Source organism: Phenylobacterium hankyongense, assembly GCF_003254505.1.
GTDB lineage: Bacteria > Pseudomonadota > Alphaproteobacteria > Caulobacterales > Caulobacteraceae > Phenylobacterium > Phenylobacterium hankyongense.
Genome location: NZ_QFYP01000001.1, coordinates 2,205,085 through 2,220,290 on the forward strand (window position 1 = coordinate 2,205,085; position 15,206 = coordinate 2,220,290).

General features: G+C 69.8%; 16 protein-coding genes. 10 read left to right on the forward strand and 6 right to left on the reverse strand.

Translation table 11 applies throughout. The features are described from left to right. Positions 1-60: 60 nt before the first annotated feature. The 5 genes from DJ021_RS10715 to DJ021_RS10735 all read right to left on the reverse strand — a co-directional run bounded on the left by DJ021_RS10715 (position 61) and on the right by DJ021_RS10735 (position 4,327). Positions 61-927, reverse strand: a complete 867-nt coding sequence (locus tag DJ021_RS10715) for a fumarylacetoacetate hydrolase family protein (protein ID WP_111457534.1) — start codon at positions 925-927, stop codon at positions 61-63. Positions 928-989: 62 nt separating this feature from the next. Then, positions 990-1,430: a GlcG/HbpS family heme-binding protein gene (locus tag DJ021_RS10720; protein WP_111457535.1), complete on the reverse strand. Its 441-nt coding sequence runs from the start codon at positions 1,428-1,430 to the stop codon at positions 990-992. Then, positions 1,427-1,990, reverse strand: coding sequence for an SgcJ/EcaC family oxidoreductase (locus DJ021_RS10725; RefSeq protein ID WP_111457536.1), 564 nt, complete (start codon positions 1,988-1,990; stop codon positions 1,427-1,429). Before DJ021_RS10725 ends, DJ021_RS10720 begins: the two co-directional genes overlap by 4 nt. 127 nt (positions 1,991-2,117) lie before the next feature. Further along, entirely contained in the window at positions 2,118-3,557 is a 1,440-nt protein-coding gene (locus DJ021_RS10730) for an ATP-binding protein (protein WP_111457537.1), read from the reverse strand. After that, positions 3,554-4,327, reverse strand: coding sequence for a response regulator (locus tag DJ021_RS10735; protein ID WP_111457538.1), 774 nt, complete (start codon positions 4,325-4,327; stop codon positions 3,554-3,556). Before DJ021_RS10735 ends, DJ021_RS10730 begins: the two co-directional genes overlap by 4 nt. 248 nt (positions 4,328-4,575) lie before the next feature. Between DJ021_RS10735 and DJ021_RS10740 the strand changes: the two genes are divergently transcribed. The 10 genes from DJ021_RS10740 (at position 4,576) to DJ021_RS10785 (ending at position 14,497) form a co-directional block, all read left to right on the forward strand. After that, positions 4,576-5,001, forward strand: coding sequence for a DUF6152 family protein (locus DJ021_RS10740; RefSeq protein WP_133254988.1), 426 nt, complete (start codon positions 4,576-4,578; stop codon positions 4,999-5,001). Between the two features lie 49 nt (positions 5,002-5,050). Then, the gene (locus DJ021_RS10745) at positions 5,051-5,833 is read left to right on the forward strand and encodes a hypothetical protein (RefSeq protein WP_111457540.1); all 783 of its coding nucleotides are present in this window, start codon (positions 5,051-5,053) and stop codon (positions 5,831-5,833) included. A 23-nt stretch (positions 5,834-5,856) separates the two neighbouring features. Continuing rightward, on the forward strand, positions 5,857-8,133 hold the full coding sequence (locus tag DJ021_RS10750) for a PHB depolymerase family esterase (protein WP_111457541.1): 2,277 nt from the start codon (positions 5,857-5,859) through the stop codon (positions 8,131-8,133). Between the two features lie 142 nt (positions 8,134-8,275). Further along, positions 8,276-9,640 (forward strand): MFS transporter, encoded by a 1,365-nt coding sequence (locus tag DJ021_RS10755; RefSeq protein ID WP_111457542.1) that lies wholly within the window; start codon positions 8,276-8,278, stop codon positions 9,638-9,640. A gap of 47 nt (positions 9,641-9,687) precedes the next feature. Next, complete coding sequence (locus DJ021_RS10760) at positions 9,688-10,452, forward strand: MBL fold metallo-hydrolase (RefSeq protein ID WP_111457543.1); 765 nt, start codon at positions 9,688-9,690, stop codon at positions 10,450-10,452. 58 nt (positions 10,453-10,510) lie between these two features. Next, positions 10,511-10,999 (forward strand): DUF6644 family protein, encoded by a 489-nt coding sequence (locus DJ021_RS10765; protein ID WP_111457544.1) that lies wholly within the window; start codon positions 10,511-10,513, stop codon positions 10,997-10,999. A gap of 40 nt (positions 11,000-11,039) precedes the next feature. Next, positions 11,040-11,534, forward strand: a complete 495-nt coding sequence (locus DJ021_RS10770; RefSeq protein ID WP_111457545.1) for a DUF6644 family protein — start codon at positions 11,040-11,042, stop codon at positions 11,532-11,534. 3 nt (positions 11,535-11,537) lie between these two features. Beyond that, the gene (locus DJ021_RS10775; RefSeq protein WP_207801812.1) at positions 11,538-12,341 is read left to right on the forward strand and encodes a c-type cytochrome; all 804 of its coding nucleotides are present in this window, start codon (positions 11,538-11,540) and stop codon (positions 12,339-12,341) included. A gap of 3 nt (positions 12,342-12,344) precedes the next feature. Continuing rightward, on the forward strand, positions 12,345-13,277 hold the full coding sequence (locus DJ021_RS10780) for a peptidylprolyl isomerase (protein WP_111457547.1): 933 nt from the start codon (positions 12,345-12,347) through the stop codon (positions 13,275-13,277). Then, the gene (locus tag DJ021_RS10785; protein ID WP_111457548.1) at positions 13,274-14,497 is read left to right on the forward strand and encodes a HupE/UreJ family protein; all 1,224 of its coding nucleotides are present in this window, start codon (positions 13,274-13,276) and stop codon (positions 14,495-14,497) included. Before DJ021_RS10780 ends, DJ021_RS10785 begins: the two co-directional genes overlap by 4 nt. Here the strand turns inward: DJ021_RS10785 and DJ021_RS10790 are convergent. Continuing rightward, positions 14,488-15,147, reverse strand: a complete 660-nt coding sequence (locus DJ021_RS10790) for a TetR/AcrR family transcriptional regulator (protein WP_165837182.1) — start codon at positions 15,145-15,147, stop codon at positions 14,488-14,490. The genes DJ021_RS10785 and DJ021_RS10790 overlap by 10 nt on opposite strands. Positions 15,148-15,206: the final 59 nt, after the last annotated feature.

Genomic DNA, 15,206 nt, shown 5'->3' on the forward strand with positions numbered 1-15,206 from the left:
CCGGCGCTTCTTTCATGTTGGAGCGGTGGCCAGTCCGACCGGCCGGAGCCGGCGCCGGCGCTAGCGGGGCTCGGGGACCACCTCGTTCTCGAGCTGGCCCAGGCCCTCCACCTCGACCCGGACCACCTGGCCTTCGGTCAGGTAGCGCGGCGGACTGAAGCCCTGGCCGACGCCGGACGGCGTTCCGGTGGTCAGGATGTCGCCCGGCTCGAGGGTGAAGACCGTGGTCAGCTCCTCGATCATGTCGCCGAAGCTGTAGATCAGGTCGCTGGTGTTCCCGTCCTGGCGCAACTCGCCGTCCACCCAGGTCCGGATGCGCAGGTCGGCCGGATCCGGGACCTCGTCGGCCGTGGTCAGCCAGGGGCCGGTGGGGCCGTGGGTGTCGAAGGACTTGCCCAGCGTGCCGGTCGGCGACCGCCGCTGCCAGTCGCGGACGCTGACGTCGTTGCAGACCATGTAGCCGGCGATGATCGCGGCGGCGTCGCGGCTGCGGACGTGGCGCGCGCGCTTGCCGATGACGATGGCGACCTCGCCTTCGTAGTCGAGCTCCCGGGATACGCCGGGCATGTGGATGGGCTCATAGGGCCCGTTCAGCGAGGTCACCTGCTTGTTGAACCACAGCTGGTGATCCGGGATCGGGCCGCCCTTGGCGCGGATCTCCTCGATGTGGGATCGGAAGCACAGGCCCAGGCCCAGGAACTTGCGCGGCCGCGTGATCGGCGGCCCGAGCCGGACGCTGGACAAAGGCAGCCGCCGGGCCGAGCCGGCGGCGCGCCGAGCCGCTTCCAGCCCCTCGGGGCCGGCGGCGAGCAGCGGGATCCAGTCGTCCGGGAACCGGTCGTCGCCGGTGGCGAGGTCGACGATCTCCTCGCCCTCCACCAGGCCGAGCCTGGTGGCGGCGCCGTCATGGAAGGTGGCGAGTTTCAAGGTCGGCCCTGTAGCTTGCGGTGGGGGACTTGCGGTTGACGAGCGGTCCGGCTGGCCGGTTGTCAGTGGGGCTGGCCGGGATCGGCGATCAGTCCGGCCTGCTCGATGCCGTACACGGCGCAGGCCTCGTCGTTGTCGGGCAGGTCGCCGCTGATGCCGACCGCGCCGACCACGTCGCCCTCGGCGTTCTTGATCAGCACGCCGCCCGGCACCGGGATCACCCGCCCGTCGGAGGCGCTGGCCAGCGCGGTGAAGAAGGCCGGGGCCATTTCGGCCCGTTGCGCCAGGGCGCGTCCGCCGAGACCCATCCCCAGGGCGCCCCAGGCCTTACCCTGGGCGATCGCCGGCCGCAGGATGCCGGTGCGGTCCTGCCGCTTGAAGGCGACCAGGTGGCCGCCGGCGTCGAGCACTGCGACGGTCAGGGGCTTCATCCCCTGGCTGGCGGCATGCTCGAGGGCCGCGTCGACGATCCGCGACGCCTTCTCCAAGTTCAAGCTGGTCATGGTTTGGGTCCCTGGGTTGAGGCTGCCGCGGCGCCCAAGGGCAGGCTCACCGCAAATATCCGCTCGTAGAGGTGCTCGGCGAACCGCCAGCGGCCGTCGGGACCGGCGACGCAGCGGCCCTCGACATTGCCGACCCGCATCTGCAGGTCGGTCTCGGACACCTCGGGTTCGAAGGCGTAGTTGGTCAGCACGGCCTTGATCCGGGCCTCGGTGTCGCTCACCGGCCTGACCTCGACATTGGCCCACAGGTGGCGGGTCGTGCGCCGCGGGTCCGACAGGCGCCCGCGATAAAAGGCTTCGATGGCGGCGCGGCCGCGGTGCTCGGCCTTTCCCGGGCGGAACAGCGCCGCCTCGGTGAAGAGCTCGGCCACGGCCTCGGGCCGGCGCTGGTCGACGGCGTCACTGAACCGGAACAGCACCAGGGCCGCGGCGGCCGGGCCGCCCACGGGCTCGCCGGCGGCGTCGGTGACGACGATCGTGGTGTCCGGCGTGTTGTTCGGCATGATCGCCTCCTCCTGGGTGGCGCCTTCAGCGCACCTGGGCGAGGTCTCGGACTTCATGCCGCAGCTGTCAAGACGTGGGTGAATAAAGGCGAGTTAAGTCCGGAGTATTTCAGTATAAATCGGAATATGTCTCTATGTATCGAGCGATCTTTTCCGGCGTATACTTGCGGAGCCGCCGCGCGGTTCAGCCCTGCGGGACTTTCCCGGCCGCCCGGCCTCGCCGGGGCTGGCGGTCGCGAAAGGGGAGGGGCGGCTTGCCGGGAGCGGACGCCGGTGGCGCGGGTCGGAGGTTCTCCGCCACGCCGCGGCGGAGGATCAGGCTGGCCTCCAGGCCGCCCTGCGGATGGTTGCGCAGCACCAGCTCGGCCTCGTTCTTGTCCGCCAGGGTCTTGGCGATGGTCAGTCCGAGGCCCACCCCGTCGATCCCCTTGGCCCCGAAGGGGTCCAGGCGCACGAAGGGCTTCAGCACCAGGTCGACCTTGTCGGGTGGGATGCCCGGCCCGTGGTCGCGGATGCGGATGTGGACCTCGCGGCCGATCCAGTCGGCGGTGACGTCCGCGGAGCCGCCGTACTTCAGCGCATTGTCCAGCAGGTTGCCCAGGCATCGCTGCAACGCCCGCGGCCGGGCCTCGACGTCGCACCCGCTGCGCCGGGCGAAGGTCACCGCCTTGCCGGCGTCGGTGGCGTCGTCGACCAGGATGTCGAGGAGGTGGTCGAGCGCGAGCGGCGCGAACGGCTCGTTCGTCTGGTTGCTTCGGGAGTAGTCGAGGCCTTCGCGGATCAGCGCCTGCATGGCGCCCAGGTCGTCGATCAGCCGGCTGCGCAGCGCCGGGTCCTGGACCTTCTCCAGCCGCAGCCGCAGCCGGGTCATCGGGGTCTGCAGGTCGTGGGTGATCGAGGCCAGCATGTGGGTCCGCTCGGTGACGTGGTCCCTCAGCCGCGCCTGCATGGCGTTGAACGCCTGGGCCGCCTCGCGCACCTCATAGGGTCCGCGTTCCGGCAGCGGCAGGGTGTCGAGATCACCGCCCAGGGCCTGGGCGGCGCGCGACAGGTTCTTCAGCGGCGCGGCGGCCATGCGGGCGGCGAAGAAGGCGAGGCCGGCGACGGCGATCGCCGAAATCAGCACGAACAGCGGATCGAGTTCCGGCAGGTCGGCCGTCGACCCATGCGGGCCGCGGACCTGCAGCTTCACAAGTTCTCCGTCAGTCAGGCGCGCGGTGACCACCCAGCAGTTGAACTGGTCGGAGAAGGCGCTGACCGGCGAGGGCCCGAAGCACGACCAGGACAGCGCCCGGTCGGCCTGGGCGACGCTCTTGGTCCGCAGGCTGAGCGCCCGGGCGAGTTCCGGATCGGCCTGGGTGATCCGCTCCGCGCCGCTGGACCGCCGGATGCCCGGCACGCCTTCGGTCAGCAGCTGCGTGCGCAGCGGCTCCGGCGCGCGGCCGGCGACGGAGAGGAAGTCGTCCAGGCGGTCCACCAGCCGCCCCAGCCGGATGCGATGCAGGTCCGAGATCCGCCGCGTGTCGGCCATGCCCAGCGCCAGGCTGGCCGAGCCGATGACCCCAATCAGCAGGAAGACGAACAGCCGCCCCGCCATCGATTGGAAGTATTGGCGGAAGTTCATTCGAAGGTGACCGCCGCGGCCAGCACGTAGCCCTGGCCCCTGACCGTCATAATCAATTCGGACGCCCGCGCATCGTCGTCGAGCTTCTGCCGCAGCCGGCTGATCTGCAGGTCGGCGATCCGCTGGGCGGAGGTGGCGGTCTGGCTCGGCTGGGACGTGAGGGTGAGCAGTTGCTCGCGGGTGAGCACCTGGTTGGCGTGTTCAACGAAGAACTTCAGCAGGCTGTATTCGCTGCCCGACAGCATGACGACCCGTCCCCGGGAATCGGCCAGGCGGCGGTTCTCGAAGTCGAGGGTCCAGCCGCGGAACACGGCGCGCTTCGGCGGCGCCGCTTCCTGGGGCTTCAGCGGCAGGTAGGCGCGCCGCATCACGCTGCGCACCCGCGCCGTGAGCTCCCGGGGGTCGAACGGCTTTGCGATGTAGTCGTCCGCGCCGACCTCCAGGCCGATGATCCGGTCGATCGGTTCGCCGCGCGCGGTCAGCATGATGATCGGGATGTTGCGGCGGCTGCGGCTCTCGCGGCAGAGGGTCAGGCCGTCGTCGCCGGGCAGGTTCAGGTCCAGGATGATCAGGTCGACCGGCTGGGCGTCCAGCACCGCATTCATCGAGGGGCCGTCGGCCGCGGTCAGGACCAGATAGCCGGCGGCGCCGAGTTGCTCGGCGACCAGGGTGCGGATCTCGACGTCGTCGTCGACCACCAGAAGCGTGTGCTGATGCGCATGCCCGGAGGCGGCGTCGGCGGGCGGTTCCTGCACAGCGTGTATCGCCATCGTCCTTCCCAGAGAACTGCGGACCTCAGGGCCTCTTTTCGGTTCGCAGAAGAGTACCGCATCGGGCCGCCCGGTGTGAAGTCCCCGTAGTATGTCGAACTGTGTCGAAGTAACTCAAAGAGGATACATTCGGATAACCACAGTAAACGTAATAAATATATTCCCGAACCTGGGGAGTTAGACTAACTGCCTTCCTATGTTGGTGGAGCAAGGCTGCCTGAAGGCGGCCGGCTTGGTTGGAGGAAATGATGGGACAGTTCGCAGTCAACTCTCGGCCCGTGACGGTCGCCTTGCGGATGGCCGTCGCCGGCCTGGCCGCCCTGGGCGTTTCGGCGGCGACGTCCGGCCCGGCGCTGGCGCACCACTCGTTCGCGATGTTCGACCAGAGCAAGAAGGTGCAGCTGCAGGGGACGGTGAAGGATTGGCAATTCACCAATCCGCACAGCTGGCTGCAGTTGTTGGTCGACGAAAACGGTCACCAGATCGAGTACAGCATCGAAGGCGCCAGCGTGAATACCCTGATCCGCCGCGGCTGGGGCGTCAACACCTTCAAGCCGGGCGATAAGATCACCATCGTCGTCTACCCGATCAAGACCGGTCAACGGGGCGGCGCCTTCCTTTCGGCCACGTTGTCGAACGGCAAGACGATCAGTTCGGGCATCACGCCGAACTAGGCGCGCCGATCGACACAGGACTGCTGAAAAACGAGTTGGAAGGGAACGCATGAAGAAGCGCATTCACCAGCCTTGGCTGGCGACCGCGGTGGTCGGCCTTGCGGCGGGGGTGAGCCTGCTGGCCGGCGGTTCGTGGGCGCAGACCGCCCACTATCCCGCCGGGAGCCCCAAGCTGCCGAGCTTCTCGAGTCTGCCGGACTGGAGCGGGATCTGGGAGCGCGACGGGGACAACGTCTGGGACAACCGCATTCCCGTCGGCGTGCCGCAGGATCCGCCTTACAACGCCGACTATCAGAAGCGGCTCGATGACGCCCGCAAGGCGGCGGGTCCGCGGGCGGGGCGCTACGGCCCGGGCGGCCCGATGCAGACCATGCCCGGCATGATGAACATGCTGTTCCCGATGGATATCCAGATCAGTCCCGTTCAGGTGACGATCATGAGCGAAAACGGCTCGCCGCGGCGGATCTACACCGACGGCCGCGCCGTCGAGGCCGACGACACCCTGCCCACCTCCACCGGCCACTCGGTCGGACGCTGGGTCGGCAAGGAGCTGCTCGTCGACACCTGCTGCATCCGCAAGGACACCCGCCTGCCCGGCGGCGGCCCGCACAGCGACGCGCTGCGGATCAAGGAGCGGTTCTACCTGCGCGACCACAAGACCCTGGTCGACGAGATCACCGTCGAGGACCCGAAGGCCTTCGCCAAGCCCTGGACGACCGAGAAGATCTGGTATCGCCGGCCGGACTGGGAATCGGTCGAATACAATCGCGACGAGAACAACCGGGAAGCCGCCGGAAACAACGGCATCGTCGAACCCGACGCGCCTAAGTAACGCTGACTCCCGGGGAAAAGATCATGGTCAATAAATACTTCAGCCACGTCGCGATCTGCGCGCTCCTCGGCCTCACGGCCTGCCAGACCGCGGGCCCGACCGCGGGTGGTCCCTCGGCGGCGCCCGGCGCGCCCAAGGTCGCCGACGCCGAGACCCTGCAGAAGGCGACCAGCCTCGCCATCGGCAATCTCGCCTGGGAGAGCGTCAAGGTCACCAACGTGCAGGTCGCGGGAAACCAGGTCAAATGGACCGGGGTCACGCGCTCGCATCAGTATCCGTGCGCCGCGGACCTCGATGGCCAGAACTCGTTCTGCGACCAGGGCGAGCCGCAGGTCGGCGCGGCCGCGGAGTCGGCCTATGGGGCCGAGGCCGCGCCGGCCCGCCGGCCCGCGGCCGAGGCCTCGCCGCTGATCCGCAACGCCGTCACGGTTGGCCCGACGGACCGCAGCTACCTCTATTACATCCCGGCCAGCTATAATCCGACCGGCTACAACTTCGTGGTCTACGCGCTGCACGACAACGGCCAGACCGCAGAGGAGTTCGCGAAGCAATCCGGCTGGATGAAGGTCGCCGACGAGAACGGCTTCGTGGTGGTCTTCCCGCAGGCGGTCAACAAGACCTGGGCCCCCAACAGCGGCGGCGAGGACCTCTACCTGAAGGCGGTCTACGACCACGCCAGCACCCATCTGATGGTGCGCGCGCCTGGCGGTCAGGGCGGCCAAGGCGGCGGTCAGGGTGGCGGCCAGCGCGGCGGCCAAGGCGGAGAAGGCGGCCAAGGCCGCGGCGGAGCGGCCGGTGCGGAAGGCGCGGAGGGTGCGGCCCCGCGAGGCGGCGGCGGCGAGGGCGCAGATCCGCGCGTGCCGCGCGCGCCTCACGCGACAACCTGGCATCCGTTCAACTATCTGACGGGCGCCGGCGCGGGCGCGATCGCAGCCCAGGAGTTCGCCGTCAGCAGTCCCGGCGTCTACGCCGCGGTCGCGACCGTGGACGGCGTCGCCTACGATGCGGCCCTCGCGAAGGGCGATCAGCCGGCGCAAGGCTATTTCGAGAACCAGCGCGGCGGGAAGAACGCCGAGCCGACCTGGAAGCAGCTCAAGAAGCAGGTGCCGGTCCCGACGTGGCTGTTCACGCACGGCGCGCCGAACCCCGTGGAGTCCAAGCTCACCGCCTACTGGAAGCGGAGCAACGGGGTCGCCCCGGCCGCCCAGACCCGCGTCGTCGACGGCTTCCAGACGACGATCTACCGCAACCCGCAGCACCAGATGCAGCAGGTCCGCACGACCGTCCTGCCGGCCGCCGCCAAGTACGACCAGGCGATGAGCTCGGCGATATGGAACGACTTCTTCAAGCACACCGCCCGCTGGACGTCGTCGCCCAACGGCGACGTCGGCTCGGTGATGACCGAGGCGGAGGTGAACAAGAGCTTCGACGTCCGTTCGACCACCGTGAACGGGGTGACCTACAAGTACTACGTCAAGACGCCCTCGACCTATCGCAAGGGCCAGTCCCTGCCGCTGGTCATCTCGGCGCACGGCGCGATGTACCCGGCCTGGCTCTATCTCAGCCAGATCCGGATGCATGAGGTCGGCGAGAAGGAAGGCTTCATCACCGTCTACATAAGCGGCCAGAAGGACCGCTGGGACTTCACCCGCGCCGACGGCACGGACGCCAAGTTCATCGAGCAGGTGATCGCCGAGACGGGCGCCAACTACGGGATCGATAAGTCCCGGGTCTACATGCAGGGCTTCTCGTTCGGCAGCGGCATGACCTACATGATGGGCGTCGCCCACCCGACCCTGTTCGCGGCGGTCTCCCCGAACAACGGCATCGGCCCGATGTCTCCGGACGTCGTGGGCCGGATGGCTGCGCTCAAGGCCAAGTCCGACGTCCGCATCCCGATGATGATCGTCTACGGCGCCGTCGACGCGGGCGGATCCACCGACGGCAAGATCCCCGGCAAAGGCATCCTGCGTGACGCGATCGACGAGATGAAGGCGTACAACCACATCGCCACGCCGGACCGGGTGGCGACGTACGACAGCCCGAACTCCGCGCCGTACGATGTGCTGGTGCTGGGCGGCAAGGCGGTGAAGGCCGGCGTCGATCCCCGCTATCCGGCCGGGCGCTTCCACATCACCGAATACTCGAGCAACGACGCCACGCCGCGCAACCTCTTCAACTTCGTCTGGGTCACCGACCTGCCGCACGGGGGCGACGCTCGCGAGGCCCAGCTGGAGTGGGACTACTTCAAGCATTGGCGGCGCAACGCCGATGGGACGCTGACCTACAGCGCCAAGTAATCCGCGGATCGGCGGGGCCCACTCTCGGGGCTCCGCCGACACCTTCGCCCGTCCGCTGGTGGCGGCGGGCGCCCGCGCACGGGTCGCTGGGCCGGTCGTTGGGCCGGGCTCGGACAACAAGAAACTTGGGTTGGGAGCGGACATGACCTCAGGCGAGAACACCGGCGTCCAGGCGGCGATCGACGCGAGCCCCATGAGCGGGTTCCAGGTCTCGATTGTCCTGCTCTGTGCGGCCATTGCGATGATCGACGGCTTCGACACCCAGGCCATCGCGCTCGCCGCGCCGCAGATCGCGGGCGCCTGGAAGGTCGCGCCGGCGGCGTTCGGCAATGTCTTCGCGGCCGGGCTGCTGGGCAGCCTGGTGGGAGCGCTGGTGTTCGGCGTCGCCGCCGACCGCGTCGGCCGCAAGCCCAGCCTGCTGGTGGCGATCCTGCTGTTCGCCCTGGTGTCCCTGTTGACGCCGTTCACCACCTCCACCGGGGCGCTGGCCGCCGTCCGGTTCCTGACCGGGATCGGGCTGGGGGGCGCGCTCCCGGCCATCATCTCCATCACCTCGGAATATTCGCCGACCCATCGCCGGGCGACCATCGTCTCGCTGATGTTCTGCGGATTCCCGCTGGGCGCGGTGGTGGGCGGGGTGTCGGCCGCCTTCCTGATCCCGGCCTTCGGCTGGCCGAGCCTGTTCTACATCGGCAGCCTCGCGCCCCTGTTGCTGCTGCCGGTGATCGCGCTGGCGGTTCCGGAATCCGTCCGCTTCCTGGCGCAGGCCGGAAACCGCCGGGCGGTGGAAACCATCCTGCGCCGCATGAAGGCGCTGGCGGCCTGGGATGGCGAGATGCGGGTCGGGGCCGACGAGCCCCGGGCGTCGATCGCCACCCTGTTCGCAGAGGGCCGGGCGCTGGGCACGGTCATCCTGACCGTCACCTTCCTGCTCAGCCTGATGCTCTCCTACTTCCTGGTGAACTGGTGGCCGCTGATCGCGCGCCAGGCCGGGATGCCGATGAAGAGCGCGGTGCTGGGCGTCGCGGCGCTCAACATCGGCGCGATCGCCGGCTGCCTGGTGATCGGCCGGCTGGCCGACCGCCGCGGTCCGGCCCTGCCGATCGGCTGGGCCTACGCCCTGGGCGCGGTGGCCATCGCCGGGATCGGCCTCAGCGCCCATTCCGCGCCGTTGATGCTGACGGTCAGCGCCGTGGCCGGCGCGCTCAGCATCGGCGCCCAGATGTGCGTCGTGGCGCTCGGCGCCACCTTCTACAAGACCGCCCTGCGCGCCACCGGGGTCGGCTGGCTGATGGGCTCCGGGCGGATCGGCGCCATCCTCGGCCCGATCTTCGGCGGCCTGCTGATCGCCGCCGGCGTCAGCGTCCCCAACCTCTTCCTGGTGGCCGGCGCGGTGTCGCTGGCCTGCGCGCTGGGCGTCTTCGCCATGGGCTGGTTCGTGCTCCGCGCCGGCGCGACCGCCGCACCCGCCATCGGCGCGGCCGCGCCGATGGCTGGCGAGCCCTAGCCCATGCCCGGCAACGCCTCGCGCCCCGCAACGACTGGGAGACCTTCATGAAACGCCGTCTGATCGGGTCCGCCGCGATCGCCGTCGCCCTGGCCCTGGGCGCCGCCCTGCCGGCGAGCCCCGCCTTCGCCCAGCCGGCGCTCTCCGGCGACCAGCTGGCCACCAAGGCCGGGCCGCTGGTCATCCACCCGGTGAACCACGCCAGCTTCGTGATGAGCTGGAACGGCAAGGTCGTCTACGTCGATCCGGTGGGCGGCGCGGACCGCTATGCGGGGCTGCCCAGGCCCGACCTGATCCTGATCACCGACATCCACGCCGACCACATGGACGCGCCGACCCTGGCCGCGCTGAAGGGGCCGAAGACCTCGATCGTCGCCCCGGCGGCCGTCCGGGCGGCGCTGCCGGCGGACCTGCAGCCGGCGGTGCACGCCCTGGCGAACGGCGAGACCACGACGGCCGAGGGGATCCGCATCGAGGCGATCGCGATGTACAACACCACCCCGGAGCGCGCGAAGTTCCACACCAAGGGCCGCGGCGACGGCTACGTCCTCACCCTGGGCGGCAAGCGCATCTACATCGCCGGCGACACCGAGCCGACGCCGGAGATGCTGGCGCTGAAGGCCATCGACGTGGCCTTCATCCCCATGAACCTGCCCTTCACGATGACGCCGCAACAGGCGGCCGAGGCGGTGCGCGCCTTCAAGCCGAAGGTCGTCTACCCCTACCACTCGCGCGGCAGCGACGTGGGCGAGTTCGCCCGCCTGGTGGGCACGGACGCCGGCGTCGAGGTCAGGTTGCGGCCATGGTACTGAGCGCCCGCCGCCACATCGCCATCCGCCGAGCCAACCCAAGTCGCGGGGCAAGAGCAGCATGACCCTTCATGACGTCAGCCACTGGCTGGGAAGCACGCCGCTGAGCAGCGTGATCCAGGAGGTGACCTGGGTCATCCCCCTGGTCCAGAGCATCCATATCCTGGCCATCGCCGCGGTGATGTCCTCGGTGCTGCTGCTCGACCTGCGGCTGGCCGGTGTGGTCGGCCGCGACGATCCGATCGGCGCCTTCAGCCACCGCTACCTGCCGTGGATCTGGTGGGGCGTGCTGGTGCTGCTGATCACCGGCTCGACCCTGGTCATCGGCGAGCCCAAGCGCGCGCTCGAGAACCCGACGTTCGGGATCAAGATGGGCCTGCTGGCCGCCGTGCTGGTGATCACCGCGGTGTTCCAGCGGCCGCTGCGGACCGACAAGCTCTACTGGGCGTCGCCGTCGCGGCGGCTGCAGGTCAAGGCCCTGGCCTGGGCCTCGCTCGGCCTGTGGGCGGCGATCGTCGTGTGCGGGCGATGGATCGCCTACAGCCTGTGACCCTGCCGTCCGACCTACACTCACCGTTTCGAGGAAGAACATGACCTTCGGTGAATTGCTGAAAGCGATCGAGGCGACGCCGGTGGCGACCGCGCTGCGCGAAAGCGGCTTCCTGTTCCCGGCGGTGGAAACCGCCCACGTCCTGGCCATCACCCTGGTGGTGGGCACGATCGCCATCGTCGACTTCCGCCTGCTCGGCGTGCCCGGCCACACCAAGGGGGTGCGGCGGCTGACCGCCGACGTGCTGCCGTTCACCTGGGGCGCCTTCGCGGTCGCGCTGATCTCGGGCGCGCTGCTGTTCGCGTCGGCGGCGACCAAGTACTGGGCCGACATTCCGTTCCGCATGAAGATGGTGCTGCTGGTCCTCGCCGGCCTGAACATGGTGTTCTTCCACCTCATCACCTGGCGCTCGGTGCACGTCTGGGACGAGGTGGTCAGGACGCCCTTCGCCGCCAAGATCGCCGGCGCGACCTCGCTGCTGCTCTGGATCGGCGTCGTGCTCTTCGGCCGGTGGATCGGTTTCACGGTGAGCTGAGCCGTGAAAGCGGATCGCGCCCGCATCAACCCGGATCCTCGCGGGCGCTCGCGCGCCACTCGGTGGGCGATGGTCATCGGCCTCGGCGTCCTTGCGGTCGCCCTGGCGCTCTTCGTGCGGAGCGCTCAGCGGGAGGCGCGGTTGCTGCGGGCCGATCCCGCCACGGCGGGGGCCGACCCGCAGCTCATGGCCTTCGCCCGGCCGGCCGGGGCCTCGATCTATCGCTCGCGATGCGCCAGCTGCCACGGCGCGGCCGGGAAGGGCGACCCGAGCCGCGGCGTTCCCAACCTCACCGACACCGACTGGCTCTACGGCGGCGGCGAGGTCGCCGAGATCGAGCGGGTGGTGGAGCATGGCGTCCGGGCGCGCGATCCCAAGACCCAGGCGCTGGCGGTGATGCCGGCCTACGCCTCGCCCGTGCCCGCGAAGTCGGAAGCGGGCCTCCAGCCGCTGTCGCCGGCGGATATCCGCGACATGACCGAATTCCTCCAATACCTGGGCCATCACGCGGAGGACCCAGCGGCGGCGGCCCGCGGCTCGGTGGTCTACCACGGCCGCGGCGGCTGCTACGATTGCCACGCCCAGGACGCGCAGGGGGACGCCGCCATCGGCGCGCCCAACCTCACCGACGACGTCTGGCTCTACGGCGGCGGAAGCCGGCCGTCGGTCTTCAACTCCATCGCCTACGGCCACGCCGGCATTTGTCCGGCCTGGGCCACCCGCCTGCGGCCCGCCGCGATCCGGCAGGTCGCGCTCTACGTCTATTCGCTCTCCCACCGCCGGTCTTCGGCGCACGCATCCAGGTGACCCATGGCGCCGGCGACTGACACAGCTGCCTCCGATCGCCCCGACTGGCGCGACATCAACCGGGTGAGCTACCGGCGCTCGCTGGTCCTGATGTCGGTCGGCGCGCTGATCGGCCTGGGCCTGGCCGGCTACGCCCTGTTCACCGCCAAGGGCACCTCGACGCTGCTGGTGCCGCCGGAGGACGTGGCGATGGTCAATCAGCAGCCCATCTCCCGCAGCGATTTCAACACCCAGATCCAGTCGCTCTACGCCGTCGACCCGGCGCACGCGACGCCCGCCCAGCGCCGGAAGGTGCTCGACGACATGATCCGTGAGGAGCTGTTCGTCCAACGGGGCCGGGAGCTCGACGTGGCCGCCGTCGACCCGGAAGTGCGCGCGGCGATGGTCAATTCGGTGGAGCAGGAGATCGCCGCCGACGCGATCACCAGCCACCCCAGCGAGGCCAAGCTCCGCGACTATTACGCGGCGCACCGGGCGAAGTACGCCAGCGAAGGCATGATGACCCTCGTCGACATGGTCTTCCCGGCCGCGTCGCCGGACCTCGTCCGACAGGCTGCGGCTGCCTTGAAGGCTGGGACGCCGGCCGCCGAGGTCGAGGGTCGCTTCCATGGCCGGGACTCCGGCCGGGTGAACGGCGAGGAGTTCTATTTCGCCGCCAGGCTCCACCTCGGCGACAAGGCCTTCGACGCAGCCCGCGCGCTGCCGGCGGGCGGCGTCTCCGCGCCGATGCAGGAGAGCGACGGCGTACACCTGCTCTACATGCTCAAGAACACGCCGCCGGTGCCGATGGACTTCGCCCAGGCGCGTGAGCGGGTGGTGGCCGACTACCTGAACGACGCGATCAAGCGGCTGCAGGGCGGCGACGAGAAATTCTTCCGCAAGCGCGCCAACATCCTGATCGCCAAGGACCTGCGCCCGAGGGATCAGCGTCGATGACGGCGCGGCTTGCGGGATGGTGGCGCGTCCTGCTGTGGGCGCTCGGCCTGTCGGCGATCCTGGCCGGCGCGGCGCACGCCCACACCCGCAGCGAGTCGCATTCGGTCTGGGAGATCAATGGCGCCAACGTCGACCTGGTGATGACCATCGGCGAGGTCGAGCTGCGCCGGCTGGCGCCAGCGGCGGGGCCGCCGCCGTCGGACGCGCAGGTGACGGGCTATCTGGCCGCGCGGGTCTATCCCTCGGCCGCCGGCCGGCGCTGCGCCCTGGTCCCGCCGGTGGAGACGCTGTCCGCCACCGCGGGCTATCGGAAGTACGACTTCACCTTCCGCTGCCCGAGCGCGACGGAGATCTCGATCACCTCCCGGGCCTTCTTCGACGTCGCCCCGACCCACACCAACTTCGCCCAGATCCAGAACGCCGCGAGCGGGGAGTTCACCGAGCAGCTGATCACCCGCGACCGGCAGACCGTGGAGGTCACCGGCGGGGAAGACAGCAAGTTGCTGACTGCCAGCTTCCTCGACTTCATCCGCATGGGCGTGATGCACATCTTCACCGGCGTCGACCACATGTCGTTCCTGCTCGGCCTGGTGCTGATCTCGCGCCGGCTGCGCGACCTGGTGTTCGTGGTCACCGGCTTCACCATCGGCCACAGCCTGACGCTGGCCCTGGCGGTGACCGGGATCATCCGGCCGCACGCCGAATACATCGACGCGCTGGTGGCGCTCACCATCGCGCTGATCGGCGCGGAGAACGTGGCGGTGCAGACCCGACGGCCGGCGGCGGTGGCGGCGGGGGTCGCGCTGCTGCTGGCGGGCATGGCCGGGCTGAAGATCTTGGGACTGGGCGGATTGCCGAGCCTGCTGCTGCTGGGGGCGGGCCTGTTCACCAGCAACTACCTGATGGTGTCGGGCCGGCTGCAGGACGCCGGCCGGCTGCGGATGGTCATCACCCTGGTGTTCGGCCTGATCCACGGCTTCGGCTTCGCCGCGGGTCTCCTGGAGATGCAGATCCCGCCGGTGCGCCTGGGCGAGCTGCTGGTCGGCTTCAACATCGGGGTCGAGATCGGCCAACTGACCTTGGTGCTGGCCGCGAGCCTGGCGGTGGTGGCCCTGACCCGGCTGAAGCTGGCGCCGCCCAGGGCGATCGTCGTCGACGTCGCCTCGGCCTTCCTGGCGGGGCTGGGGGTCTTCTGGTTCGTCAGCCGCAGCTATGCCTGACGCCGCGCCCGCGGACCTGCTTCCGTAGCCGGGACAGCCGCGACCGAGGCCGGTGAGGCGCCGGCCCTGAGCGTGTCCAGCCACAGGTCGAACATCGCCCGCTGGCGGGCCGGGGATATGCGGCCGACGCCCAGCAGCACCTGGACGCCGATGCCGTCGACCAGCGCCACCAGGCTCTCGCTGGCATGGCGGATGTTGACGTCGGCGGCCACGTCGCCTTCCTGCTGCGCGCGGGCCAGCAGCCCCGCGAGCCGGCTGCGCCATTCGCCGTAGCGCAGGCGCATGACGCGGGCGACCTCGTCGTCATAGCTGGAGCGCTCCCAGTACCCCACCCAGATCCGCCAGTACCCCCGGGTTTCGGCGGTGAGCGGCAGGGCGAAGGCGACCACGTCGCGGATCGCCTCCACGGCCGGCGTCCGCTCGGCCGCACGCTCCATCCGCTCGCGCACCAGCTTGGCGGAGTGCTCCGAGGCCTCGATCAGCAACTGGTCCTTGGAGTGGAAGTAGTGGGTGAGGGCGCCGGTGGTGAAGCCCGCCTCGCGCGCGACCTCGCGCACCGTCAGGCCGGCGATGCCGTCGCGCATGATCACCCTCAGGGCGGCGGCGGCGAAGACCTCGCGGCGTTCGTTGTGATCGACTGTTCTGGCCATTCGAGCTTCACCCCCAGTGCGACCTCTGCCTGACGGGGACCGTGGCTGGCAAGCCCAAA